Source organism: Shewanella cutis (assembly GCF_022410515.1).
In the GTDB taxonomy this organism is placed as follows: domain Bacteria; phylum Pseudomonadota; class Gammaproteobacteria; order Enterobacterales; family Shewanellaceae; genus Shewanella; species Shewanella cutis.
Genome location: NZ_JACSDI010000020.1, coordinates 47,792 through 73,698, shown reverse-complemented (window position 1 = coordinate 73,698; position 25,907 = coordinate 47,792). Strand labels below are relative to the sequence as shown.

Annotated in this window: 21 protein-coding genes; 10 read left to right on the top strand and 11 right to left on the bottom strand. The window is 45.7% G+C overall.

The annotated features are described in order from the left end of the window. The first annotated feature begins 236 nt into the window (after window positions 1-236). On the top strand, window positions 237-806 hold the full coding sequence (ahpC, locus tag H9J30_RS18475) for an alkyl hydroperoxide reductase subunit C (protein ID WP_240132349.1): 570 nt from the start codon (window positions 237-239) through the stop codon (window positions 804-806). A gap of 245 nt (window positions 807-1,051) precedes the next feature. Further along, window positions 1,052-2,635 (top strand): alkyl hydroperoxide reductase subunit F, encoded by a 1,584-nt coding sequence (gene ahpF / locus H9J30_RS18470; protein ID WP_240132348.1) that lies wholly within the window; start codon window positions 1,052-1,054, stop codon window positions 2,633-2,635. Window positions 2,636-3,212: 577 nt separating this feature from the next. Here the strand turns inward: ahpF and H9J30_RS18465 are convergent. The 6 genes from H9J30_RS18465 to brnQ form a co-directional block, all read right to left on the bottom strand. Continuing rightward, window positions 3,213-3,632, bottom strand: coding sequence for a GNAT family N-acetyltransferase (locus tag H9J30_RS18465; RefSeq protein ID WP_240132347.1), 420 nt, complete (start codon window positions 3,630-3,632; stop codon window positions 3,213-3,215). A gap of 35 nt (window positions 3,633-3,667) precedes the next feature. Next, a complete protein-coding gene (locus H9J30_RS18460) occupies window positions 3,668-4,045 on the bottom strand; it encodes a hypothetical protein (RefSeq protein ID WP_240132346.1) in 378 nt (125 codons plus the stop codon). Next, window positions 4,042-5,766, bottom strand: coding sequence for a single-stranded-DNA-specific exonuclease RecJ (gene recJ / locus H9J30_RS18455; RefSeq protein ID WP_240132345.1), 1,725 nt, complete (start codon window positions 5,764-5,766; stop codon window positions 4,042-4,044). The genes H9J30_RS18460 and recJ overlap by 4 nt, the downstream gene beginning before the upstream one ends. A gap of 92 nt (window positions 5,767-5,858) precedes the next feature. Beyond that, complete coding sequence (gene dsbC, locus H9J30_RS18450) at window positions 5,859-6,584, bottom strand: bifunctional protein-disulfide isomerase/oxidoreductase DsbC (protein ID WP_218677810.1); 726 nt, start codon at window positions 6,582-6,584, stop codon at window positions 5,859-5,861. A 150-nt stretch (window positions 6,585-6,734) separates the two neighbouring features. Then, window positions 6,735-7,637 carry a site-specific tyrosine recombinase XerD gene (gene xerD / locus H9J30_RS18445; RefSeq protein WP_240132344.1) on the bottom strand — a complete coding sequence of 301 codons (903 nt, stop codon included), beginning with the start codon at window positions 7,635-7,637 and terminating at the stop codon, window positions 6,735-6,737. Window positions 7,638-7,719: 82 nt separating this feature from the next. Then, a complete protein-coding gene (gene brnQ, locus H9J30_RS18440) occupies window positions 7,720-9,135 on the bottom strand; it encodes a branched-chain amino acid transport system II carrier protein (protein WP_240132343.1) in 1,416 nt (471 codons plus the stop codon). Window positions 9,136-9,670: 535 nt separating this feature from the next. On the opposite strand from brnQ, the gene H9J30_RS18435 reads away from it, so the two are divergent. From H9J30_RS18435 to H9J30_RS18410, 6 genes are all read left to right on the top strand, one after another. Next, the gene (locus H9J30_RS18435) at window positions 9,671-10,381 is read left to right on the top strand and encodes a tRNA1(Val) (adenine(37)-N6)-methyltransferase (protein WP_240132342.1); all 711 of its coding nucleotides are present in this window, start codon (window positions 9,671-9,673) and stop codon (window positions 10,379-10,381) included. Window positions 10,382-10,658: 277 nt separating this feature from the next. Then, complete coding sequence (gene srmB / locus H9J30_RS18430; protein ID WP_240132341.1) at window positions 10,659-11,921, top strand: ATP-dependent RNA helicase SrmB; 1,263 nt, start codon at window positions 10,659-10,661, stop codon at window positions 11,919-11,921. A 277-nt stretch (window positions 11,922-12,198) separates the two neighbouring features. Further along, the gene (locus tag H9J30_RS18425) at window positions 12,199-13,401 is read left to right on the top strand and encodes an efflux RND transporter periplasmic adaptor subunit (RefSeq protein WP_240132340.1); all 1,203 of its coding nucleotides are present in this window, start codon (window positions 12,199-12,201) and stop codon (window positions 13,399-13,401) included. Next, entirely contained in the window at window positions 13,401-16,604 is a 3,204-nt protein-coding gene (locus H9J30_RS18420) for an efflux RND transporter permease subunit (RefSeq protein ID WP_240132339.1), read from the top strand. Before H9J30_RS18425 ends, H9J30_RS18420 begins: the two co-directional genes overlap by 1 nt. Before the next feature lie 167 nt (window positions 16,605-16,771). Then, window positions 16,772-17,476, top strand: coding sequence for a TatD family nuclease-associated radical SAM protein (locus tag H9J30_RS18415; RefSeq protein ID WP_240132338.1), 705 nt, complete (start codon window positions 16,772-16,774; stop codon window positions 17,474-17,476). Between the two features lie 163 nt (window positions 17,477-17,639). Then, on the top strand, window positions 17,640-19,877 hold the full coding sequence (locus tag H9J30_RS18410; protein WP_240132337.1) for a PAS domain-containing protein: 2,238 nt from the start codon (window positions 17,640-17,642) through the stop codon (window positions 19,875-19,877). Here H9J30_RS18410 and H9J30_RS18405 read toward each other — a convergent pair. The 3 genes from H9J30_RS18405 to H9J30_RS18395 all read right to left on the bottom strand — a co-directional run bounded on the left by H9J30_RS18405 (window position 19,858) and on the right by H9J30_RS18395 (window position 22,609). After that, entirely contained in the window at window positions 19,858-21,258 is a 1,401-nt protein-coding gene (locus H9J30_RS18405) for a hypothetical protein (protein ID WP_240132336.1), read from the bottom strand. The genes H9J30_RS18410 and H9J30_RS18405 overlap by 20 nt on opposite strands. Window positions 21,259-21,342: 84 nt before the next feature. Further along, window positions 21,343-21,873, bottom strand: a complete 531-nt coding sequence (locus tag H9J30_RS18400; protein WP_240132335.1) for a hypothetical protein — start codon at window positions 21,871-21,873, stop codon at window positions 21,343-21,345. Further along, a complete protein-coding gene (locus H9J30_RS18395; RefSeq protein WP_240132334.1) occupies window positions 21,866-22,609 on the bottom strand; it encodes a winged helix-turn-helix domain-containing protein in 744 nt (247 codons plus the stop codon). Before H9J30_RS18395 ends, H9J30_RS18400 begins: the two co-directional genes overlap by 8 nt. Window positions 22,610-23,053: 444 nt before the next feature. Here H9J30_RS18395 and H9J30_RS18390 point away from each other — a divergent pair, with 444 nt between their 5' ends. Further along, a complete protein-coding gene (locus H9J30_RS18390; RefSeq protein ID WP_240132350.1) occupies window positions 23,054-23,875 on the top strand; it encodes a cytochrome c3 family protein in 822 nt (273 codons plus the stop codon). 10 nt (window positions 23,876-23,885) lie between these two features. After that, window positions 23,886-24,404, top strand: coding sequence for a hypothetical protein (locus tag H9J30_RS18385; protein WP_240132333.1), 519 nt, complete (start codon window positions 23,886-23,888; stop codon window positions 24,402-24,404). A 79-nt stretch (window positions 24,405-24,483) separates the two neighbouring features. Here the strand turns inward: H9J30_RS18385 and H9J30_RS18380 are convergent, their stop codons facing one another. Beyond that, entirely contained in the window at window positions 24,484-25,068 is a 585-nt protein-coding gene (locus H9J30_RS18380; protein ID WP_240132332.1) for a hypothetical protein, read from the bottom strand. Beyond that, on the bottom strand, window positions 25,055-25,804 hold the full coding sequence (locus H9J30_RS18375; RefSeq protein WP_240132331.1) for a winged helix-turn-helix domain-containing protein: 750 nt from the start codon (window positions 25,802-25,804) through the stop codon (window positions 25,055-25,057). Before H9J30_RS18375 ends, H9J30_RS18380 begins: the two co-directional genes overlap by 14 nt. Window positions 25,805-25,907: the final 103 nt, after the last annotated feature.

Genomic DNA, 25,907 nt, shown 5'->3' with positions numbered 1-25,907 from the left:
CTTTCCTTTATCCGATATCACCTGATAAACAATCAATTAGCCACTAATACTTACCTATACGAAAAAAACGATTAACCCTCCACTCAAATCAATTTAATTCGACAAAACCGATTAGAACAATAGTTTTTATGCGTTATATTTATCATCGCAAGGTCAGTAATATACTTCTCATCGACGGGAAAACAAGCTAATGCCCGTCACTAAATTCATCATAATCAACTAAATGGAAGCATAAAATGACTCAATCAATTATCAACAGCACAATCAAGCCATTCAAAGCCACTGCTTACCACAATGGTGAGTTCGTTCCTGTAACTGAACAAGATCTGTTAGGTAAATGGTCAGTTGTATTCTTCTATCCAGCAGACTTCACTTTCGTTTGCCCAACTGAATTAGGCGACATGGCGGATCACTACGCTAAGTTACAATCTATGGGCGTTGAAGTTTACTCAGTTTCTACTGACACTCACTTCACTCACAAAGCATGGCACGATACTTCTGACACCATCAAGAAGATCAACTTCCCAATGCTGGCTGACCCAACTGGCACTATCAGCCGTAACTTCGGTGTGATGATCGAAGAAGAAGGTTTAGCACTCCGTGGTACTTTCGTTATCAACCCAGAAGGTCAAGTGAAAGTTGCTGAAATCCATGATTTAGGCATCGGCCGTAGCGCTCAAGAACTGGTTCGTAAGATCCAAGCCGCTCAATACGTTGCGACTCACGATGGCGAAGTTTGCCCAGCTAAATGGCAACCAGGTGATGAAACCTTAGCTCCATCTTTAGACCTCGTTGGCAAAATCTAATCTCGCCTAAAGGTCAACCCCGCCAATCTAGCATCTCAAGCTAGTTGGTACCGCAGTAAGCTGGCAAGTGCACGAATCCCCATGAGCTTAGTTTCTAACTTAGTGGCTAAGTGATTGGGGTAAGTAAATGCAGCCAACGCCACTGCGGTGCCAAATAGCAAGAGAGAACCGCCCCTGCAAGGTTCTAGATTGGCACCCTCGCGTTTTTCAATATTTTTCAATTTTTACGCTGATTTGGAGTCATCATGTTAGATGCGAATTTAAAAAATCAACTGCAAACCTATCTGCAAAACCTCAAGAGACCAGTTGAACTTGTCGTGTCAGCAGATGAAAGCAAGAAGTCTCAAGAATTAAAAAGCTTAGCCAATGACATCGTTAGCCTTTCCTCTTTAGTGAGCCTCAAAGAAGCTCAAGGCCAACGCACGCCAGCGATGACAGTGGTTAACCCGCAGCTCAATACTCAGATTAGCTTTGCTGGTCTGCCTATGGGTCACGAATTTACTTCACTCGTGTTAGCCCTGCTGCACACGGGTGGACACCCAATCAAACTCAGCGATGACATCATCGAGCAGATCCGCAATCTGCCCGGCAAATATGAGTTTGAAACCTATGTGTCACTCACCTGCCAAAACTGCCCTGATGTAGTTCAAGCACTCAACATGATGGCTGCCATTAATCCGAACATCACCAACGTGATGATCGACGGCGCCCTGTTCCAGGACGAAGTGGCGAGCCGCAACATCATGGCCGTACCGTCTGTGTACTTAAACAGTGAAGTATTTGCCGCGGGTCGTATCAGCATTGGTGAGATTTTAAATAAACTCGATACTGGCGCGGCAAGCCGTAAAGCTGAAGAACTCAGCAAAAAAGCCCCATACGAAGTCTTAGTCGTTGGCGGCGGCCCTGCTGGCGCTGCGGCAGCAATTTACGCTGCCCGTAAAGGCCTGCGTACCGGTGTGGTGGCCGACAAATTCGGTGGTCAAGTCGCCGAAACCGTTGGTATCGAAAACTTTATTTCGGTAAAAGCGACTGAAGGTCCAAAACTGGTGGCTAACCTTGAAGCCCATGTGCGTGACTATGAAGTCGATATCATGGATAACCAGAAGGCCGTTAAACTGGCGAGCGATGGTTTATTTGAACTCGAACTAGCAAGCGGCGCTAAACTGCGCAGCCGTACCATACTACTGGCAACCGGTGCCCGCTGGCGCGAAATGAATGTCCCTGGCGAGAAAGAATACCGTGGTAAAGGCGTTGCATACTGCCCACACTGTGACGGCCCATTATTTAAAGGTAAACGTGTAGCGGTTATCGGTGGCGGTAACTCAGGTATCGAAGCGGCCATCGACTTAGCCAACATCGTTGAGCATGTGACCGTACTCGAGTTTGATAGCAAACTGCGCGCTGACGATGTACTGCAACGTAAAGCGGCATCTATGGGTAACATCAAAATCATTACCCAAGCGATGACCACAGAAGTAACAGGCGATGGTACTCGGGTGAATGGCCTAAACTACACCGACCGCGCAACGGGTGAAAGCCACCATATCGCGCTGGCAGGGATCTTCGTGCAAATCGGTTTAGTGCCAAACGCTGAATGGTTAAAAGGCACAGTGGATTTGACTCCTCGCGGCGAAATCATCGTCGATGAGCGCGGCCAAACCTCAGTACCAGGCGTATTTGCCGCAGGTGACGTGACTAACTCACCTTACAAGCAAATCATCATCGCTATGGGTAGCGGTGCAAATGCCTCTCTGGGTGCATTTGATTACTTAATTCGCCATAGCGAAGACAGTACCGAAACCAAAACCACAGACACTAAAGCGGCTTAATCGTTAATCATTAACCGCATAAGATAAGAAGCCAGCGCAAGCTGGCTTTTTGTTTTTAATCGGGTTTATTGCTAGGGCGTGTTGACGTTTCGAGATTAGATTTTGTTCGTTCTGGCAAGCACGTGCTCGCGAAACGAGGAATGATGTGTAGTTATTCTACTCAAATGACGAGTGACAAAGAGCAAGGGCTTGCCAGACGACCCCTTCGGGCAGCATTTGGCTGGCTTTTCTACTACGTTATCGTCCGTTTATGTAGAATAACTACACTGCACGGACTTTGCCTTGCATAAAAGCCAGCCAAATTGCTGCAAAAATAACCCTGAAACGTCAACACGCCCTAGTCTTTTGATTTTATTGACCGCTTTAAACTATGGTACAAACAAGCAAATCCCATGGTTGAAAGTAGCAAAATATAGCAAAGCAGCCTCACCCAAGGCGCTTGTCCCTCAAGTAACCAATTCAAAAAAGCGGACGAAACACCAAAGCTAGCAAGATAGGCATAATGTAATTGTGTCATGCAGAACCTCCTTATCTTAATCATGACTATTTCAACGAGTATAGCGCTAGCAATCCTGTTCTAAAGGTAAGGCTTCTCAAGCCGAATTTGCATTAGTGTTTCAGGATGATCCACAGCGCAAAAACCAAATTGCGCATAAAGTCCATGGGCATCACGGGTGGCGAGCATTATGCGTCTTAATCCTTGCAGATCAGGATGTTCCATAATTGCTGTCATCATCATCTTACTTAAACCTAAGCCGCGGTGAGATTCGAGGACAAACACATCGGCAAGGTAGGCAAAGGTGGCTTTATCGGTGATCAGGCGGGCAAAGGCAAGCTGTTGATTATCTTTATCAAATACTCCAAAACATAAACTGTTGCTAAGCGCCTTTTGCAGCAGCGCAGCAGGCATACCCTGCGCCCAATAGCTGTTGGCAATAAAACCATGGATAACATCAAAATCCATTTCCGATAGCTCACTACTGACTCGATATTCCATTTATCGCTCCAATTTATCGTTAAATACCGCTTAATCTAGGTATGTTTTGCACTCATAAATATCATCAACACCATGCCCAGCAACACCACTTTTGCTAATGAATACATGGCTCCAGCAAAGGAGCCTCCACCATGATAGCTAAAAGCAAGATGGCGATTGATCTCAAATCGAAAAGAGTTAGCTAAATGGCGATAAGCAAGAAAATAAAATAATGAGGCCGCAGGCCAAATGCCAATAATCAAGGTTTGCCCCTGTGCCTTTGTGGTCAAGAGCGCCGAAATCCAGGGAATACAAAGGCAAACCGCATATATCCAAGCAAAACGCTTAAGTAACTGGCGAATCTTTTTGTCTGATAATGACTTCAATCTAAAATTCCTTTTCACCTTTATTTGCCCGCTATCAGCGCGGATCACATCGGCTCGATTTGCTCGACCATCAACTGCAAGGTGAAATTACCGCGATATTCGTTCACATCGAGCTTATAGACGATACGCGCATGTTGAATCGTCGCATCGGGCCAAGTGTGTAAATCCACATTAAAGGCAATCGCATCTAGCATCACAGTGCCGCATGGGGTTTCAAGCACTAATTTGAGGTGGCGCTCGCCCACAATCCGCTGCTGGATAATCTTAAAATAACCATCAAATAACGGCTCTTCGAAGGACTGGCCCCAAGGCCCCGCATTGCGAAGCAACTGGGCAATTTCAAGCGTTAACTCGGTTGGGGTTAACTCGCCATCGGACCAAAGCTCGCCCGTAAGCTGCTCAGGCTTTAATTGTTCACGCACCGCATCATCATAGGCCTTGGCAAAGGTTGCAAAGCCACCTGACTTTAAGGTCAAGCCCGCCGCCATCGCGTGGCCGCCAAATTTACAAATCAGCCCCGGATGGCGTGAGTTAACTAGCTCCAGCAAGTCACGCATATGCAAGCCTTTGATGGAGCGCGCCGAGCCTTTAATTTCGCCATTACCCGCGTCGGCAAAGGCAATTACAGGTCTGTGATATTTATCTTTAATCCGCGAGGCCAGAATACCAATAACGCCCTGATGCCAATCCTCTTGAAAGAGTGCAATCCCCCAAGGAAGCTGTTCTTCATTAAGCTTTAGATATTCAAGACTTTTAAGTGCCTCTTGCTGCATCCCCACCTCAAGCTCACGTCGCTCTTGGTTGAGACTATCGAGTTCTGCCGCCATCCGCCTTGCATACATGATGTCTTCGCAAAGCAGGGTTTCGACCCCGAGCGCCATTTCATCGAGCCTGCCGGCGGCATTGAGCCTTGGTCCCACGGCAAAGCCAAAGTCAGAGGCAACAATCCGAGCTGGATTGCGTTTCGCGACTTCGAGTAACGCAGTAATGCCCACGCGGCAACGACCGCTACGCACCCGCTGTAACCCCGCCTCGACCAAAATGCGATTATTGCTATCAAGCGATACCACGTCGGCCACAGTGCCAAGGGCGACAATATCCAGCAAAGTGCCGAGGTTGGGCTCGGCAATGCCACGGACTTGATACCAGTTACGAGCGCGCAGCTCTGCCCTAAGCGCCGTCATCAGATAAAAAGCCACACCAACGCCGGCGATGGATTTACTGGCAAACTGACAACCGGGCTGATTGGGATTCACTATGGCATCGGCATCTGGTAACTCATGGCCAGGTAAATGATGGTCGGTGATCACCACCTGCATCCCAAAGGCTTTGGCGGCGGCTACGCCCTCGATAGAAGAAATGCCATTATCGACGGTGATCAGCAATTCTGCCTGTTTAGATGCCGCCACGGCGACAATCTCAGGACTTAGGCCATAACCGTAGTCAAAGCGATTGGGGATCAGATAATCGACTTTACTCGCGCCCATCATCCTTAACGCTAAGATGCACACACTGGTCGAGGTGGCGCCATCGGCATCAAAATCACCGACGATAAGAATCGACTTTTCTTGCTGCATCGCATCGGCAATCAACTTGGCGGCGCGATCCAATCCCTTCATGGTATCGGGCCTTAACAAGCCCTTAAGCACCAGTTCGCACTCGCTCGGCAGCACGCCACGGCGAGCATAGAGCTGTCTTAACAGTGGCCCAAGGTGCATGGGTAAATGGCTATCATCAACGGTTGGACGACGGATTATCTTATGGATCAAGGGAACAAACTCTTAAACAATCATGGGGCTAAGATAACAAAAAGGTGAGCTTTAGGCTCACCTTTAATGGGATAAATTTACCCGAATTGCGATTATTGGCGCGCTTCTAAGGTACGCAGCAAATCTTCAGGTGGTTGATATCCTGGGATCATATTGCCATCTTCAAGTACTATGGCTGGAGTGCCGTTAACACCAAAGCTATTACCTAATTGATATTGCTCGGCGATTTTAGCATCACAGGAAGCAGCGGAGACTTTTTTACCTGCTTTAGCTTCTGTCATCGCTTTTAATGGATCCTTAGCACACCAAATGGCCTGCATTTCATCGGCATTGGCAGATGGCACCCCAGCACGTGGGAAGGCTAAGTAACGCACGGTAATACCTAACTTGTTGTATTCGGCCATTTGGCTATGCAACTTGCGGCAATATCCACAGCTCACATCGGTAAATACCGTCACAACATGTTTTTCATCCTTGGCTTTATACACCAACATATGATCTTCAAGCGGCTTCATCATCGCCAGACGCGGGCCAGCAAGCGCGGCTTCTGTCAGGTTTTTCATGCCTTTATCTAAATCGTATAAATTTCCATGGAACATTTTTGAACCATCACGGCTGATATAGAGCACGCCGCGATTAGTCATCGCTTGATATAAACCTTCGATGGGAGAATCCTGCATCGAAATCACTTCAACATCTAACATCTCGCTGAGTTTTTGCTTAATCGCAGCCGTATCGGGAGTGGTCGCCGTTGCGGCGCTGGCCAGAGGCGCAACAACAAGCGCGAAGACTAAAGATAATGCTCGGGTCAACTTCATGGGACTTCCTATTAAGTAAATAGCTACAGCGAAATATGGGTCAGGTTAATAGACCCTGTATGGGGGCAAAAAGTTACAGACAAGCCAAATAGAATGCAAATTTATACTGTAACTAAATTCAACCATTCACCGTTTTGTGATCTATAAAGCCTAACCTCGAGGGTGATGTTGCTGATGCAACTCCTGTAATCTCGCTCTTGCCACATGGGTATAGATTTGAGTCGTCGATAAGTCACTGTGCCCTAACAGCAATTGTACCACCCGCAAATCGGCCCCATGGTTAAGCAAGTGGGTGGCAAAAGCATGTCGCAGAGTATGGGGCGACAATTCGGTTTCAATCCCAGCTCGACTGGCATAGAGCTTAATGCGATGCCAGAAAGTTTGCCGCGTCATCATTTGCGCGCGCTTCGAGGGAAACACCACGTCGGATTGAACATGACCTAAGAGCTCATGCCGCGCGGATGTTAAATAATGTTCCACCTCAGTTATGGCCATCTCACCCATAGGCACGAGACGTTCTTTACCGCCCTTGCCAATAATCCGCACTAAACCTTGGCGTAAACTCATCTGCTCCATGGTTAATCCCACCAACTCGCTCACCCGCAGTCCGGTGGCATATAACAACTCAAGCATGGCTTTGTCACGGCATTCAACGGGGTCGTCCACATTGGGTTCAGCAAGTAGCCTATCAACCTGTGACTCGCTTAAGGAATCGGGCAACTGCCGACTTAACTTAGGCGATTCAATTCGCGCCATTGGGTCACCCGAAATCTGCTTGGTCTGGAGTAAATAGCTATAGAAACGGCGCAAACTACTCAGCAAACGAGCGCTACTGGTGCGGGCAAATTGTTGCTCTACCCGATAGGCTAAATAAGCACGGACATCAGCTTGCCCCACATCAGACAAACGCAATCCTTGGCTTTGCTGATAGCGATCAAAATGGCGTAAATCGGTGCGATAGGCACTCAAGGTGTTATCACTTAAGCCTTTACTAGACCAAAGATCATCAAGAAAGGCATCAATAAGCGGATCGCACAGATAGGTTTTAGCCACAAAAACTCCATAAAAAAACGGCGCACTCTAAAGATACGCCGTTGATATTAACTTAATTTACCAGCTTCAGGCAGCGTATTGTTTATGCTGCGCTGACCGCTTTTGCACCACCACCACGAATCATTAAGCACAGCACAATCACCACTAAGGTTGGCAATAACCACGCCATGCCCTCTTCATACAGAGGTAAAATAGACAAAGTAGGCGACATGCCATTCACAAAATCGATAAAGCTTTGTGCAAATTCACTTATACCTCTACCGTCTTCTCCCGTAAGGCTTTTGGCTGCGACTTTCATCCCATCAAAGATACCAAACAGGAGTGCCACAGACAGGGTCGCACGGTGAGCAAACTGCGGGCGAGGGAAATATTCGGTTAAGAAGGTCACAGCCACCAGCGCAATAGCCACAGGATAAACGGCCATTAACACCGGGATACTGATATTAATCAGTTGTGAAAGCCCAACGTTAGCAATCAAAGCACAGATAGCACTTAATGCAACCACTAAAAAACGGTAAGACAGCTTCGGCATTAACTCATTAAAAAACTCAGAACACGCGCTCACTAGCCCCACCGCGGTCGTTAAACAAGCAAGAGTCACCACGGCCGATAACAATACTGTACCTAAACTGCCAAACTCACGGGTCACATAGTTAGTTAAAATCTCACCACCGTTTTTCGCACCAGCGGCAATATCACCCGCCGTGGCGCCTAAAAAGAACAATGAAACATAAACAAAGGCAAGACCTGCTGCGGCAATAAAGGCAGCGCGAATAAGGTATTTGGTTTGTGCACTAGGTTGTTCGATACCCTTTTTACGCAGCAGATCGATAATCAACATGCCAAACATCAAAGACGCTAGGGTATCCATCGTATTGTAGCCTTCAAGAATACCTTTGGTCAGAGGATGATGCTTATAATCACCGACTGCAACGCCGACATCAGCAGCAGGTAAAAACAACACTGATATCGCTAAACCAACTAATAATAACAATAGGATAGGCGTTAATACCTTACCTACACTATCAAGTAATTTTCCTGGAAACAGCGCCAATAACATAGTGATAATAAAGAAGCACAAGGTATAAATCAGTTGCGAGAGATTCAGCGATAAACTGCCGAGCATGATGGTGGCCGTCGTATTATCGATAAAGGGCTTAGCACCGATTTCATAGGCCACTAAGCCTGTACGCGGCGCCGCAAATGCAGGACCAATAATAATATAAATCGCAATCGCTAATGCCGTTGCCGCAAACACTGGCAACATTGCCATAACCTTACCTTGAGCCTTAGCAACAGCAATGAGCCCAACTAAAGGTAAACCTACGGCAGTAATGAGAAAACCTAGCATGGCAAGGAGCATGTTCTCCCCCGCCAACATGCCCGCAAAGGGAGGGAAAATTAAGTTGCCCGCTCCTAAAAAAAACGCGAAGGTCATAAAACCTAAGCCTAATGTATCCCCAAAACTCATTTGATTGTCTTGCACGGAAAGCCCCATCTTGTCTTATTGTTTTTAACAAACTTAAGTGATTATGTGTCGATTAGCCATAGCTAAAACAAAGCCCATCCGGAGTGCAAATCTATGTTTACACAATTCCGTGGTAAATATGCGCGATATTTGCTGAGTTTATGAACAAAAATGAACTGAAAATTGGCCTCACTGCCAAAGTATTCACTTAAAAACCCGTTTACCTATCCGTTAATCATAAAATCGATTAAAAATGGGGGCGAAACTAATATCAGAATTCTAAAACCAATACAACCGGCAAGATTGGTTTTACAGAAAAAACCCTTGCAATGCTAATTAACTGCTAACAATGCGTTACCGAGGTAATAAATTAAACCGTTGATTACGTGAACTAAGACTCAAAACAGCATAAAAAATACAAAAACTAGATCTAAATGGAAGAATAGACTTTTTGCTCTTGTTCATAAAAATCTTAGCTAAAGCGCAGTATGCCCTTTAAAATAGCGAGGGCTAAATCGCTCAATACATTAGCCCAATATAATATTCACTTGATAATCTGGTCCCCATGGCATTTACCTTTAAACAATTCCACATTGATGATCTTAATTGCGGCATGCCCGTCAGCACCGACGGCGTAATTTTAGGCGCGTGGGCCCCACTGTCACAGGCTCAGCAAATTTTAGATATTGGCGCGGGAAGTGGGTTATTGAGTTTAATGGCGGCGCAACGAAGCCTAGGGCGGATCACCGCTGTAGAGCTTGAGGAAAAAGCCGCCGCCGCTTGCCTATCTAATATGGCACAAAGTCCTTGGGCGGACAGGCTGAGTGTTATCCACTGCGATATTCAAGATTTTTGCCAGCAAACTCAGTATCACCGCTTTTTTGACCATATCATCTGCAATCCACCTTACTTCGAGCACGGCCCCCAAGCGAACGACAGTCACAGAGCCATGGCACGTCATACCAACACATTAGGATTTGCGCCATTGCTGGACGCCATAATTCAATGCCTTTCGCCTCAAGGCTATGCCAGTTTAATCCTCCCCAGCCAAAGCATGCCGCGCTTTAAGGCCTGTCTCACTTCGTCCAAGCTCCATCTCACAGAAGAAGTTCTGGTTAAAAGCGTCGAAAATAAAGTCGCAAGCAGAGTACTACTTCTATTAAGTAAAAATCGACAAAGTGATTATCGAGAAAGTGAACTCACTATCCGAGGCATGGATGGGCTTTACACAAAACACATGATTGAGCTTACAAGAGATTTTTACCTTAAATTATAAAAGGCCGCCTTAAACAATCGGTGTTATGGCGACCAAATATTGGCAACAAAACCAATTCATTGATATATATAAATTTTAATAAAAATAAATAGTCCCTCTGTTTGCATGACTTAAGTTTCAAGCCATAAATTCTGCGAATGCATCCTGTAGTTCACTTCTAAAAACGACATTTACCCCAAACATCACAGCGGAAAAGAGGATGCTTTGGGATTAAGTTATTTAAGTTAACAGGTATAAGCTTTATAATGCTCGGCTATTATTCGTCGAGACGCTGCGCATGCAATTTGAAGATTTCCAGCTTGACCCTAGCTTATTAGAGTCACTTAAAGCCATGGGGCACCTTTCGCCCACCACAATCCAACAAGAAACGCTGCCTCACGCCTTAGAGCAACGGGACATTTTAGCGCGCGCCCCGACGGGTACAGGTAAAACCGCCAGTTTCTTATTACCCGCACTGCAACATTTAATCGACTTTCCCCGTCGTTACTCGGGTCAAGCACGCGTGTTAATTCTCACCCCAACCCGAGAGTTGGCGAGCCAAATTCACCGCTATGCCTGCCATTTAGCCACTGACCAAGGGCTGAATATCGCCATTATTACTGGCGGCGTGCCCTATGCACCTCAAGAGGAAGCGCTAAAGGGCAATATCGATATTCTAGTCGCGACACCGGGTCGCCTGATGGAATATTTAGATAAAGGCAAATTTAGTGCTGAATCCGTTGACATTCTGATCATCGACGAAGCTGACCGAATGCTGGATATGGGATTCTCGGCGGTAGTTAAAGCTATTGCGCTCGAAGCCCAAGGCCGCAAGCAGAACATGCTGTTTTCAGCCACTCTTGAAGGCAGTGGTGTTATCCGCTTTGCCCGTGAAGTCCTTAACGACCCGATTGAAATCGATGTTGACGCACCACGCAAAGAGAAGGCAAAGATCCACCAATGGATCCACCTCGCCGATGACAAAGACCATAAGTTTGCGCTGCTGTGCCATCTGTTAAAGCAGGAAGATGTGAAACGCGCCATCGTGTTCGTCAAAACCCGCGATGTAGTCTCTAGCCTCGAAGGCCAGTTACTTCAAGCCGGTATCCCGTGCGCCTTTATGCGCGGGGATATGGAACAGAAGAAACGTTTCCAAGCTCTGAGCCGTTTCACTAAGGGCGAAGTGAATGTATTACTCGCGACTGATGTTGCTGCCCGTGGTATCGATATCGATGATATCACCCACGTGATTAACTTCGATATGCCACGCTCAGCCGACACCTACATCCACCGTATTGGTCGCACTGGCCGCGCTGGTGCAAAGGGCACTGCAATTTCGCTGGCTGAAGCCCATGATATGCGCATCGTTGGTAAGATTGAGCGCTATATTGAGCAACCCCTTAAGCGCCGCATCATTGAAGAGCTTCGTCCTAAACATAAAGAAGCGCGAGTACCAACAAAGAAAAAGGCGAAAGTAAAAGCCAAAGAAGCGGCGAAAAAAACCAGTAAAAAAGAGGCTGCGAAAAAGGCCAGCAAAATCGCCCGCAAGAAACAGTCATAAGTATCTAATTCTGAATAAGTTGACACTTATTTCCTCCTAAAAGCCGCATCAAGCGGCTTTTTTATCCCCGTTTGTTCACCGGATGAACCCCTTGGCGCTCTGAAACGCTCTCCCCCATAACAGTGTCACCAGTTGGCTAAAACAATCAATGCCGCTCTGCACAGACTCGCTAGCATTATTTTTTAGATACATTTTATTTACAAAAATAAATTTATTGCGCAGCCTGACTCTGATATTTTAAGCGCATTAAGCGATTTAGCACGGATGTAACCATCATATGTTCAAAACCTTACTGAGGAGATTATCTCCTTTTTTTATCTTACTGCTCTTTGTTGTTGGCGCTGGTTTACTGATGAAAACCAAGGAGACACCGGAGCAGAAACCTGAAGAAATGCCGATACCGATTGTCGATGTCACAGCGGTTGAGCAACAAACAGTATCACTTAACTTACCCTCCTATGGCGTTGTCACCCCGAAATATAAGACGCAATTGGTGACCGAAGTACAAGGACGAATGCTGACGATATCGCCGCAGTTTGTTGCCGGTGGTATAGTGAAAAAAGGCGACCAACTCGCCCAAATTGAACCATCTGATTACGAAGCCGACTTAATGCAAGCCGAGGCGACGTTGGCTCAGGCCACCGCTGCACTCAATGAGGAAATCGCCCGCGGCGAAGTCGCCAAAATTGAGTTTAAAGGCTACGACAAAGGGTTACCGCCTGAACTCGGTTTACGTATTCCGCAATTGAAAAAAGAACAAGCCAATGTGAAATATGCGCAGGCGGCCCTAGCACGCGCCCAACGCAATTTAGAACGCACCATTATTCGCGCCCCCTTCGACGGCATTATAAAAGCAAGAAATGTCGATTTAGGTCAATATGTTACCTTGGGCACTAATCTAGGAGAACTGTATGACACCAGTATTGCAGAAATCCGTTTGCCTATCTCCAATGATGATTTGGCCTATTTAGAATCGGTCGATAATCCTGACACCCAAGTCACCTTAAGTGCCTCACTGGCTGGTAAGGAGAATACTTGGATAGGCAATATCATTCGTAGTGAAGGGGTTATTGATGCCGATAACCGCATGGTTTACCTCGTTGCCGAGATTAAAGATCCTTACCTACGTGAGCACAAAACCCAAGGCAGTTTACCCTTAAAATACGGTAGCTTTGTCAATGCGGTGATCAAAGGCCGTACTGTGGATGGTATCGTGAAACTGCCTCGCCATGTGGTGCGTAATCAGCTTGTTGCCTTAATTAACGACAAAAATATTGTCGAGATGCGCCATGTGAATGTGGTCCGTAGCGACCTTCAAAATGTGTTTATCAAGGACAGCTTAAAAACCGGTGAACGGGTTGCTATTACTCACTTTAATAACATGGCCAATGGTCAATTAGTCAAAGTGATAGGCGAAGAGACAAAACCTGCGCAAACGCCTGCTCCTGAGTCGAGTCTTGCGGCTACTGGAGTGAAATAATGGATACGCAAAAAGGGATCATAGCTTGGTTTGCCCACAATAGCGTAGCGGCCAACTTACTAATGTGGATAGTGTTAATCGGCGGGCTCTTTAGCGCGGTATTGATTAATAAAGAAGTATATCCACCATTTGAACTCAATCTACTTAATATCTCCGTGGCTTATCCTGGGGCAGCCCCTCAGGAAATCGAAGAAGGCATCAACATTAAGATTGAAGAAGCCATCCAAGATATTAATGGTATTAAAAAAGTGACCTCAGTCGCCCGTGAAGGCGTTGGCACAATCAGCATTGAGGTAGAAGATGGTTACGATGTTCAGAACCTGTTAGATGAAGCAAAACTACGCTTAGATGCAATCTCCACCTTCCCTGTAAATATTGAAAAGCCGGAAATTTTTAAGGTCGAGCCCGAAAATTTTGTACTGTGGGTCTCAATCTACGGTGAAATGTCACTGCACGATATGAAGGAATTGGCTAAATCAGTACGTGATGATTTGACCCAGCTCCCCGCCGTTACCCGTGCGAAAGTCACGGGGGTGCGCGATTATGAAATCGGCATCGAAGTCTCAGAAGATAAACTGCGTGAATACGGCTTAACCTTCTCGCAAGTCGCGACCGCAGTACAAAACTCCTCTATCGATTTACCCGGCGGTTCAATTCGCGCTGAGGATGGTGACATTCTGCTGCGCACCAAAGGTCAAGCCTATACGGGCGATGACTTTGCCAATATCGTTGTCACTACCCGTGCCGACGGTAGCCGCGTGATGTTGCCGCAAGTTGCCACCATTAAAGACGATTTTGAAGAACGCTTAGAGTACACCCGCTTTAATGGTAAACCCGCTGCCATCATTGAAGTCACGAGCGTCAACGATCAAAACGCCTTAGAAATTGCTGCGCAGGTTAAACAATATGTAGAGGATCGCCGCGCGACATTGCCAGCCAATGCCAAGCTAGACACTTGGGGTGATATGACTCACTACCTCAAAGATCGCCTCAATATGATGTTATCCAACATGTTTTATGGCGCGCTGCTGGTGTTTATTATCCTCGCCTTATTTCTGGACTTAAGGCTTGCCTTTTGGGTAATGATGGGAATACCCGTGTGCTTCCTTGGCACTATGTTGCTGATGCCTCTCGAACCGTTTTCGATGACCATCAACATGATGACTTTATTTGCGTTTATTTTGGTACTGGGGATTGTGGTCGACGATGCCATAGTGATTGGCGAGAGTGCCTACTATGAAGTTGAGCGTCATGGGCACTCGATTGATAATGTGATCCGCGGAGCACAAAAGGTGGCAATGCCAGCGACTTTCGGAGTGTTAACCACTATCGCCGCCTTTATACCTATGTTGTTGGTATCTGGACCTATGGGAGTGATTTGGAAATCCATCGGCATGATTGTCATCTTGTGTCTGGCATTTTCACTGGTGGAATCTAAATTGATCCTACCGGCTCACTTGGCCCATATGAAGTTTAAAAAACCGGCAGAGTCGACAGGTTTCTTTGGACGCTTTAGAGAAAAATTTAATAATCGCGTACAGCACTTTATTCACCACAGTTACCGTCACTTCCTCGAACTCTGTATTCGTCAACGTTATAACGTACTAGCGATTTTTATCGGTGTATTAATCCTCTCTATAGCCTTAGTGCTCAGCGGAAAAGTACGTTGGGTATTCTTTCCTAATCTCGCCTCGGATTTTATCCAAGTCCAACTGGAAATGGATGAAGGCAGCTCTGAGCAAAACACCCTCAAGGTGATTCAGGATATTGAAGATGCCTTATATAAAATGAACGCCGATATTGCCCAAAAATATGGCTATGAGGTGGTGAAACATAGTTTTATTAATATGGACTCTCGCACCTCGGCCTTTATTTTTGCAGAACTTGTTAAAGGTGAAGCGAGGGATATCGATGCCGATACTATTTCTGCAGCTTGGCGCGAGCAACTGCCCGAACTCCTATCGGTAAAAAAACTCGATCTTAACGGTGGTCGCAACATGGGTAGCGGCGGCGATATATCCTTTAGATTATCATCTAACTCGTTGGATGAATTAGCGGCGGCGTCGAAGGAGATCAAACAAAAACTGGCATCCTATGAAGGTGTATACGACATTGCTGATAACTATTCATCAGGTAGCAGTGAAATCCGCCTGAAAATTCGCCCCGAAGCCGAAGCGTTAGGGTTAACCCTTTCTGATCTCGCCCGCCAAGTACGTTATGGCTTCTATGGTTATGAAGCTCAACGAATTTTGCGCAGTAAAGAAGAAGTCAAAGTGATGGTGCGTTACCCATTAGAACAACGCCGAACCCTTGGTCACCTTGAAAACATGTTGATCCGAACGCCTCAAGGTACTGCCGTGCCCTTCTCTACCGTCGCCGAAATTGAAAAGGGTGAGTCCTTTGCTTCAATCACCCGTGTAGATGGTAAACGGGCAATTAGCATCACTGCTAACGCGAACAAAAATATCGTTGAACCCTCTAAAGTGGTCAATGAAATCCAAGAGACTTACTTACCCCAATTACAAGCCAAGTACCCTAGCATTCAAACAGCTCTCGATGGCGGCAGTTTAGATGAGCAGAATGCCTTGGTTGGGTTAATGCAAGGTTTCTTCTTTGCCCTGTTTACTATTTATGCCTTGATGGCCGTGCCGCTCAAATCCTATAGCCAACCGTTAATTATTATGTCAGTCATTCCCTTTGGCATTATTGGCGCCATTTTTGGCCACCTAATCCAAGGCCTATCGATTAGCGTGCTTAGCCTCTGTGGGATTGTGGCGCTAGCTGGGGTCGTCGTAAATGACTCCTTGATTTTGGTCGACTTTGTTAACCGTGCGCGGGAGCAAGGCCAATCAATAAGACAAGCAGCGGTAGATTCGGGCTGTTATCGTTTTAGGGCGATTATCTTAACCTCACTCACAACCTTTGTGGGCCTCGCACCGATCATCCTTGAGCGTAGCCTGCAAGCACAAGTGGTGATCCCTATGGCGACGTCGCTTGCCTTCGGTATCCTATTCTCAACAGTCGTCACCTTAATCCTAGTGCCGCTGTTGTATATCATACTCGATGATGTCAAGCGCCTTGGTAGCCGACTCTACCATTGGTGGTGGCGTCCGAAAAACACGCAGGAGATGCCGTTACATAGCAATGAGGCCCATAGAGTATCCTTGGATGCCGTAAATGAACCTGACTATATGCGGGATTAGTGATCACCTGTAATCCATGCTATCCCCATAAAAAGAGAGCTTAGGCTCTCTTTTGCTTTTGCAGTGCGCCATCCTAAAGCGCGTAGTGCGATCTACGTGGCAGTTATCCCTAGGCGCTTTGGTTACACTCAGCTTAAGTTATTGCCAAAAGCCAACAAAGCCGCTGTATGCCAAACTCACACACCTCTCGAACAAAACCCGAACAGCTCATCGCCACCGAGACCTTAGCCAATGGCAATACCACCGCAGAAGTCTGTACCAATGAGACCTGTGCCACCGAAACCTTGGTCTACGATATTCGTAAAAGCCGTTACCTCAACATCACCGGCCGCTGCACTCTGCGTTGTGTATTCTGCCCGAAACACAATGGCAGCAAACAAATCCATGAATATCAATTGGCACTAACCCATCAACCCAAACCCGAGGAAATTATTCCACTCTTAGGCAATGTGGAAGACTTCGAGGAATATGTGTTTTGCGGCTATGGCGAGCCGACCATGAACCTTCCGACGCTGCTTGCTGTGGCCAAGGAAATCAAACGTCGCGGCGGTCGAGTTAGGGTCAATACTGATGGATTAGGCAATCTTGTGCATAGACGTAACATTCTGCCCGAACTAGCGGAGTGTGTTGATGGTTTATCTATTTCCCTCAATGCCGATAATGAGGCTGCCTATAATCAGCATTGCCGTCCCAAACTTGCAGACTCCTACGCAGCGGTAAATGCCTTTATCGCCCTCGCGCCCCACTATATTGAGCGAGTGCAAGTCTCAGCGATTGAAGGATTAGACGGGGTAGATATCGACCTTTGCCGTGAGCAAGTGCTGGCTGCTGGCTGCGAGTTTAAACACAGAGTATTAGGCACGCTCGGGTAATATCGCCACAAAAAACTCAAGAACCAGATTCAGGTTCATAGATACCCAAGAATTAACTCAGTTGCTCAATGATAAATTTATCGCTGAGCAACTTGCCACTGTCGTAACAATTCATTCGTGTTAACATAGCCAAATTAACAGATCATCAACCCTAAATCGGCCCATGCTGAAGAATAATCCAAGCCTGCAACCACTCGCATCATTACTTTCATTAACTCAAGGACTGCATTGGTCTCACCAACGCATGTTAGCCGTTGCGAGCCAGTTATCGATGCTAGTGATAGGTATGATTATTTTAACTCTCTTAATCATAACGTTAGGTGAAAGAAGGTTGCAGGAAGAGTGGGCAACACAAAGATATAGCGAATTGCAAACTATAGGTACATTGATCACCGATAAGGTCGCTTTTCAGCAGTTTCGCACGCAGTTGTTTGCCAAGGATGAATTACTTAACCAGTATCTTAAAAATCCGACGCCAGCTTCACAGCAAAAATTACAGGAAAGTTGGCAAGAACTCGTTCAGCATATTCCCGAACTACTTGGAATTGCCCTCTTCGACCCCCAAGGAAATTATAAGTTTGCAACACCAGCCAACTTTAGTCAGGACGCCCTTCCCCCAGCACTGCTAGGCTCGAGCCGTAATTTAGGCGGAAAAGAAGTATTTACCTCGCCCTTAGAGTTTGTGCCCTTAAATGGCATACTTGAACCCTATATGTACCAAATGACTTGGCTGGAAAAACCCGATCAAAGTTCCATGGGCTATCTCATCACTTACAATTCAATGGTACAGATGTTAGAGGCGATAAAACCTGCCTTTTCGAGCAATAAATCGCCCATGTTAGTGCTAGATACTCAGGGATTACTCTATGCTGGTGTGAGCGAGCTGGCACCGCTACCCCATATCCCCGACACTCTAGGAGCGAGTTTACGCCAGAGTTATCCGGCACTGTGGCGAGAAATGTCGATGAGTAACTTTGGCCAGTTCCATGGTGAAGACGCAACCTTCGTTTACCTCAAAATTGAACTCACCAATCAACCTGAGCTACGCCGCGACTATTTTTTACTCTCTTATATTCGTAACGATGATATCGCCTCAAAGTTTTCCCAGTGGCAGAACATCGTCATAGTCGCCTCCTTAATGCTTACCTTTCTGGCTGCTTGGGTGATTCTACTGAGCCATATGTATCGGTTACAGTATCGTTCGCGCCAATACAGTATTGACGTTGCAAATACACTATTTAACAGTGAGGTTGGCTTTATTTTAGCCAATGAGCAGGCGCGAATTATCAGTGCCAACCCCAAAGCGGCCGAGGCGACTCAAGTTCCACAGGACGAACTGACGGATCGAAGTCTACAACGAGCACTGAATCTCGATGACCTGACACACACACAAATTGTCGAACAAGTGCATCGATTGGGCGAATGGTCAGGCAACATATCCCTCGAAAATGACAAGGGCTCAACACTAAAAGTCAACGTGCGACAGGCACCGAAATTAGGGCGCGGTATGCCTAATATGTTAGTCACACTAGAGGATATCAGTGAGATTATTAGCAGTCATAATCAAGCATTCTTAAGCGAGCTACTCTGCGATACTACAGTGGCGACAGCATTGACGGATGCCAATGGTAAGTTGATAAAAATCAACCCTGTATTTGATCAACTCATGCAACTCAATGGCGATTTGAACCATGATTTAGCCTCATTACTCGCCAATGATATAGGCAATCAATGGCAGCGGATCACCGCCCAAATCAACATGCAAGGCCAATGGCAAGGGCAGATCCTCAGTTCGCCTAATCTTCGCCATTCCAATTGTTTACAGGCAACACTGAAGGGTCATGTTGCCGCTGACGGCGAAATAGACTACATCATCTGTACCTTAGAACAAGCTAACGACGGCCAACGTGGTGCTGAAGGTCGTAATTTTGTGCCACATCGCAGCACGATTTTGCAACACCTGTCAGATCTAGAACGTTATTTTGCCTCACTGTCCCCTCAAAGCCGCAGTAACTCAAGCCTACTGGTCATGGACATCAATCCTGAAGGATTACTGAGCCATATGAGCGATATCGATCAACTTGAAAATCGCCAACAGGAAGTGGAAGTTCAACTATTACTAGAGATCCCAACCCATTACCAAATACTCCATTGGCAACTGGGTAAACTATTGTTGTTATTGCCAGATACCGATGCTACCGCAGCGCATCACTTTGCCCTCAATACCATCGAAAAACTCAATAGCAACGGCTTAGGTGAAGGGATCAGCATCGGCATCGCCAGCTATCAGGAAGGACAAAGCTTAGAGCAATACCTCAGTAATGCCGAAGTGGCGCTTAAACGGGCAAAGCAGAATAACGATCAGAATATTGGTCAAGCCTTTACTCGTCATCCATCTTAACGGGCAGATTGAAAGAATCGGGCAACTGGCTTTGGGTGATCTCGATAATCGCAGAGCGGTTCATGGTGATTTTATAGCGGGCGTATTCTGGCGCGTCACGGCCATCACGCAGCACTAAAATCAGATTGACTTGATAACGGCGCTCGACTGACTCATGGCTAATTTTGCCCTCAAGCTCCTTGTAAATCTTGGCCTTGCCCCGCTCTAAGTAACGGGCAAACGGCACAAAACTAAAGTTAACTTGCTCTTGAATCGTGGAGTAACCCGCCTGAAACTCACCTTGATTCACCCGCGTCGCAATCTTGTAATGCAGGATCTCGGCATCAACCTTATTTTGGCTATGCCTATGTTTTAGGATTTCACTCACCTTTTCAGGTAAGTCCTGCTGACGCATAAACTCCAACCACACTAATTGTTTAGCAATAACCGCCTGACTGGTGGTATCCCTTAAGATACGGCTCCAACGCGGCCGACCACGCTGAATAAAACGCCATAGGGCATTGCGCACATCATCCTTAAAGATTTCCCGAAATCCGTAAATCACCGCTAAGGTCAACACAAGGGCGATGGTAAAACCACTAAAAACCCCCTGGGCTTCAATAATCAGCGCCGACACCACCAACATGACTAATGCCGTGGCAAGCCCCGTTGTGAACTTTTTAAGGCCAATGCCCAGTGGTTTTAATTCTTCTTTAAGAACAACCCCTTGCTGAATTAAACGCCTTAATAACAGCATCTTATTTGAAATTCGGTTGGGATCTTGCTTAGTCTGAGCCGAGTTATAGTTATTAGCATCGCGATAGGCAGACTCATTGCGACACAGGGTGAGTACGCGCTCCTGAATGTCGGAAAAATCGCTGGTACGGGTGGCATGGGCTAACACTTTTAACAGTTGCTGCTCACAAAACCAAGACAGATAGTTATCAGCATTTTCAAAATAGGATTTCCATTTAGGATCGCCCGGTTCATTACGGCGAAACTTTTTCAGCAATTGGGTTATCTGCTCACACAGCTCATCGAGTGCGAGATAAAAGTGCTCCACATCGGCAATCCGATTGAGTTCTTTAACATCGTTTTCAACCGCCACCGCAAATTGGTAGGCAAACAAGTTTAAGTACAACCTAAACTCTTCCACGGTGCGGCGATTCATACTGGCGAATCGCCCTTGTACCAGCGGTAAATGTAGACCCTCGGAGTAATAAGAGCGGCGGCCAACAATGCTGCTATGGTAGTACTCTTCTTCGTTTAAGGTGTGCGCGCCTATGCCCATTTCTTTAGGCAAAAAGAAATAGAGGTCGAGTTGACGATTATCGCCCTTTTCCATCTGATGGCTGAACTTAATCGACAGAGATTCTTCTTGTTTGACACGTATCTTAAACACAAAAACCTTTATGACTGGAACCAAGGGTCGGCATTAACACCATGGAAAAGATAATCTAAACCGAAAGCGCAGCAAATTCACTGATTAAATTCGGCTATTGACGATTCGGCAACCACAAACCGTGTTGCTGGGTTGAAACAAGACCACCGCATAGTCTTGGCTAGCATCGCTATCGAGTACTTCAATGCTGAGGTTATGTCTGCCTGACTCACTAAAATGTAAGCTGCTGATGTAGGAGAGATACTTCATATGCTCAGGCCAATGTTTTTTATCGACCTCCTCTGATTCTGTCTTGGTCTTAACCGACACGTTGTAGGCCATCCGATTAAGCTCCATATTTTGCACTTCGCCCTGCATCAGAATGGTGCCAGCACTGGAACCATCAAGGTTGAAGTAACGGTAATTAATCTGCGCATTACCAGAGGAGATCAGTACATCGACCAGTAGATAGTATTTACCGTCGTCAGCTCGCTGAGCGTGGCGATCAAAAAGTTCAGAGCTGCAGTTGAGGATCACCGCTTTATTTGAGACCGATTGTAGATAAATCACCCCACAAGCTACAATTAGCGCCGTGAGAATGGTTAGATTGATGGTCCACTTTAGCCACTTAGCCACAGATCCCAACCTCCTGTAGCCACTGCGTATCAATAAACTCTTTAGGGCGTCTAAAATCGCTAATCTTTAAATTCCGAATAACCGACTGCCCGAGCTTATAACCACGTAAAGTAATATTAAACACTTGTTTATCATGGGAAAGTGAAGAGTAAACCTCAGACCAATCACTGTGTTCACAAAGGCTCAAGCCCTGCCCTAAGCGGTCTCCTAACTCAAATAACAAGGTATTATTGGTCTTAGAATTGGCATAAAGGTGCAAGCGTATATGCTGCCCTGAGGCTAAGGGGAATTCGGTTGATAATAGAGGTTCAGTGGGAACACTGTGGTCAATTCGACTCAGATAAAAACCTGAAATAGCCAACATAAAGCCAAACACGAGCAGCACACTCCACCAGGGTAAAGACTGTAATCTGTGGTAGTGAAAACTTTTTAACCGCTGCCCTTGGGTATTGTGCAGCAAATAACCTTGACCCTTGACGGTTTCAATCAACCCTTCATATTGCGGCCCCAAAAAAGAGCGGATCATAAATACCGCACGGGCGAGTGAAGTATCCGTTAGCGGTGGATGCTCGCCATCACCAGTCTTAAGATCATGCTTTGAGACCAGTTTACCTTGATGTTCAACCAATAGGCTCAACACTTGCAACTCAGCACGGGGAAGGTGCCAAGATTCGTTCCGAGCCTGTTCGACAAGCAAGCCACGCTCTTTGTCAAACCAACAGCTCCCCACTTGCATATCGAAAACCCCGAGCCTATAAAATCATGGAATTAAGTCTATGCAATACTGCTAATGATTACTGTGATCCCGTTAACCCAAGGGGGCAAATAATTACATTTCGTGAGATAAGCCCTAGGTTGCAGCGATGCAATGAAAATCTGCTTTAGTTCACAGAGGTAAATGACATTTACAGCATCAGTTTTGGCTGATAAATTCGCCAAAATTTACATAAATGCTACAAATATCGTATTTTACCTCACATCACAATCGATCAACACCGAACAATCTCACTCACTTCATCTTCAAAAACGATTAAAAACACAAGGTCGTCTCCCTCAAAAATAAGTCGAATATCCTCTCTCTCAAATCACATTATTTATCTTCTACCTCCTTAAAATTGCTTTCATCAACCAAGTTTTCTGATTGATAAATAAAAGCAATTACTAAAAGAGGATATTCATGATGAGCATTAATCGACGCCAAGCATTAACTCGTATTATCGGCATCAGCACAGCGGCAGCGGGCGCAACATTAATGGGTACGTCAGCATTTGCGGCGACCAATGCCGACGGTCAATATCAATTAGCACTCGGGGAAAAACTCAAATATGTACCGCTTGATCCAATGGCCACGGCCAAACTCGCTTACCAAACAGGTGGCGGCTGTATGCACCAAGTGTTTCATTCTGTGGTCACTATGCTAGCCCAATCGAATAGTGCCGATGCCGACAAGTTTAAGAGCATTCCCACCGCGCTCGCGGGTTATGGCTTTGCGGGCGTGACAGGCCAAGGCACGCTTTGTGGCAACCTTAATGCTATTGGTATGTTAGTCAATATCTTAGATGATATTAATGGTCAAAATAACGCCGTAATTGCCAATACTTTCCGCTACTATGAAAACACCACCTTACCCTTATCTTCGCCAGAATTTATCGCAGGCATAGGCTCAACCACAGAAAAAACCGCCCTAGTGGGGAGCTCATCAAAGGCCATGAGTGTGTTATGCCACTCTTCTATCAGCAACTGGTCTAGAGCCTCAGGACTGCCCTTTTCTAAAAAAGGTGAGCGTTGTTATCGCCTATCCGCTTCAATGGCGTATTACTTAGTCGAACTGCTAAACCGTGCCCACCAAGGAGAGAATATCGGTGCCTTACCGAGTAGCAAGCCGTCAACAGAAGCGCAAACTTGCCAATCCTGCCACGGAAGTGCTGATACTTTTGGATCTGCGGCAAGCGTTAAAACCGATATGGAATGTACCACTTGCCACACTGGACATTTCAATTAAGGAGGCAGTGATGAAATACCCATTACTTGCGTTAACCCTCGGCACGCTGGTCCTTACTGGCTGTGGTAGTGAAGATAACAAATCAGAGGCAATCACGCCTCCACCGCCACCCGTTGAGAAAACAGTGAGCATTGACGAAGCGACACAGATAAATCTGGCTGTAGAGCAATTTGATCCCGATACAGGTACTTTGGTATTTTCGCTGACAGATGCTAATCAAGCGGCAATTATCACAGCAAAAAACTACGATATTTATTATTTTGGCTTTCCAGATAAACATAAATCTTCGCCAAATCCTAAAGCATGGAAGCGTTGGCATGTCACTCAAAACTATCGTTGCCAAAGCAAAGGTGAGTGCAGTGGCAAGTTGACTGAGGTAAAAAATGGTCAATATCAGTTTGAAATAGCAGGACTCGATTGGCAGTCAAAGGATCCGAGTGGCGCAGTGTCCCAAATTAAAGTCGCGATTCAGATCTATGGCACTCAAACGCATAACACTCTTAAATTAATCTCGGTGGCGACGCTCTGACAAACGAGCAACATTGCCTCACGCAAGCACTCAACCCGGTAGTAGCGCCATACAGCCGGGTTGTTCAATAAAACTCATATTAAAAAACCGAAGCTAATCCTTTAATTAACGGTGTACTATTAGAGCGACAAGCCCACAAAGAACCACTAGGCCGAAACTTCACTAAGGTGAAATCATTTACCGTATCAAAATCAACAATTTGCATATCAAAATCAATCACACCCTCTTTAACTAGCACGCCCCGAGATTTATCTACCGCATCGTGAATCGGTCCTGGCAACTCAGTTTGGAGCAAATCCATTTCAACGCTTGCAGTGTCAACTCTCAATTTATAGGTCATGCTGCCAACTTCAAATGCTAATGACTCACCGTGGTAAACGATCGAAGCGATATTCCTCCCCCCCACTCCATAATGGTAAGACAGCTTAATGGCATCCCCCTCAAGATTAATATTAAGCGTTAAGTTTTTGTTTAATTTTGAGGATTGATTTACCACGAAGGGAGAAGCATACAACTCAGCATAACAACTTAAATCCAGAGTCTCTTTGCCACCAATATCATCATTTATCAATAGAAATAAAATCGTACCGATAAATAAAATTGCTAAATAATGCCATAATCGAATACGTTTCCATATACTTTTAATTAAATCAAACTTCGTCACAAATACCTACCTGCTTTAACCAATTCAAATCAAAATCATCGGAATTAAAATCATTTGAGAAAAGCTTAATGATCTTGTAATTCGTACTTTTGGTTTTATCATCGAGAAAAATCGTAAGCATTTGCTGGCCATTAGATACTGAAACAGATATGGATTGCCAAGGAAATACTGCACATGCAGACACCTGCGATATAAATTGATTAACAAAAGGTTTTATCGTTTTCATTTTTTGCTTACCTGTATAAAAAGAAACTTCTGCCACCCTGTCATCAGCTAAAGTTAATTGCTGACTATAATTAGGGCTGATAGAGGTAGGATTACCTATACGATTAAAAAATACGCAAAAAGTGATAAATCCCAAAGACAATAATAAAAAGAACGGCAAGGCCTCAATTTTAATAAAGGGCGTACCTAATATCCCTGAGACCTTTTTTACTGGTGCTTTATATAGCACATAACCTTGATCAGACATTTTACCTATGTAAGATAAATTATCATCACCTAAAAAGCGCTTTAATTGCTGGATGATTTGTTCAAGACGCTCATAAGGACGACTCCCTCGATAATGTTGAGAGACTATTTGCATCAACTCAAATCGCGAAACAACCTTACCTTGATACTCAATTAAATACTGAATAACGAGAAACTCATCCGGCTCAAGATCCCAGCAACGATCAGAAATTTGATTATGCAGCTGCTGTTTACGTACACAAAACCAACAACACCCAATTTGCATCTTAGCCCTCACGTCAAAAAATGATGGGCTAAGTATACCTGTAACAAATCGATTTCACTGTGATCTAGACTAAGTCACAATTCATAGTGAAATAATCTGTGAA

Coding starts and splice junctions, on each gene's coding strand:
- dsbC (WP_218677810.1), bottom strand. CDS start 6,584: ATGAAGTTGACCCGAGCATTATCTTTAGTCTTCGCGCTTGTTGTTGCG.
- H9J30_RS18435 (WP_240132342.1), top strand. CDS start 9,671: ATGGCATTTACCTTTAAACAATTCCACATTGATGATCTTAATTGCGGC.
- H9J30_RS18410 (WP_240132337.1), top strand. CDS start 17,640: ATGCTGAAGAATAATCCAAGCCTGCAACCACTCGCATCATTACTTTCA.
- H9J30_RS18390 (WP_240132350.1), top strand. CDS start 23,054: ATGAGCATTAATCGACGCCAAGCATTAACTCGTATTATCGGCATCAGC.
- H9J30_RS18385 (WP_240132333.1), top strand. CDS start 23,886: ATGAAATACCCATTACTTGCGTTAACCCTCGGCACGCTGGTCCTTACT.
- H9J30_RS18375 (WP_240132331.1), bottom strand. CDS start 25,804: ATGCAAATTGGGTGTTGTTGGTTTTGTGTACGTAAACAGCAGCTGCAT.
- srmB (WP_240132341.1), top strand. CDS start 10,659: ATGCAATTTGAAGATTTCCAGCTTGACCCTAGCTTATTAGAGTCACTT.
- H9J30_RS18425 (WP_240132340.1), top strand. CDS start 12,199: ATGTTCAAAACCTTACTGAGGAGATTATCTCCTTTTTTTATCTTACTG.
- H9J30_RS18420 (WP_240132339.1), top strand. CDS start 13,401: ATGGATACGCAAAAAGGGATCATAGCTTGGTTTGCCCACAATAGCGTA.
- H9J30_RS18415 (WP_240132338.1), top strand. CDS start 16,772: ATGCCAAACTCACACACCTCTCGAACAAAACCCGAACAGCTCATCGCC.
- brnQ (WP_240132343.1), bottom strand. CDS start 9,135: ATGGGGCTTTCCGTGCAAGACAATCAAATGAGTTTTGGGGATACATTA.
- H9J30_RS18395 (WP_240132334.1), bottom strand. CDS start 22,609: ATGCAAGTGGGGAGCTGTTGGTTTGACAAAGAGCGTGGCTTGCTTGTC.
- ahpC (WP_240132349.1), top strand. CDS start 237: ATGACTCAATCAATTATCAACAGCACAATCAAGCCATTCAAAGCCACT.
- ahpF (WP_240132348.1), top strand. CDS start 1,052: ATGTTAGATGCGAATTTAAAAAATCAACTGCAAACCTATCTGCAAAAC.
- H9J30_RS18465 (WP_240132347.1), bottom strand. CDS start 3,632: ATGGAATATCGAGTCAGTAGTGAGCTATCGGAAATGGATTTTGATGTT.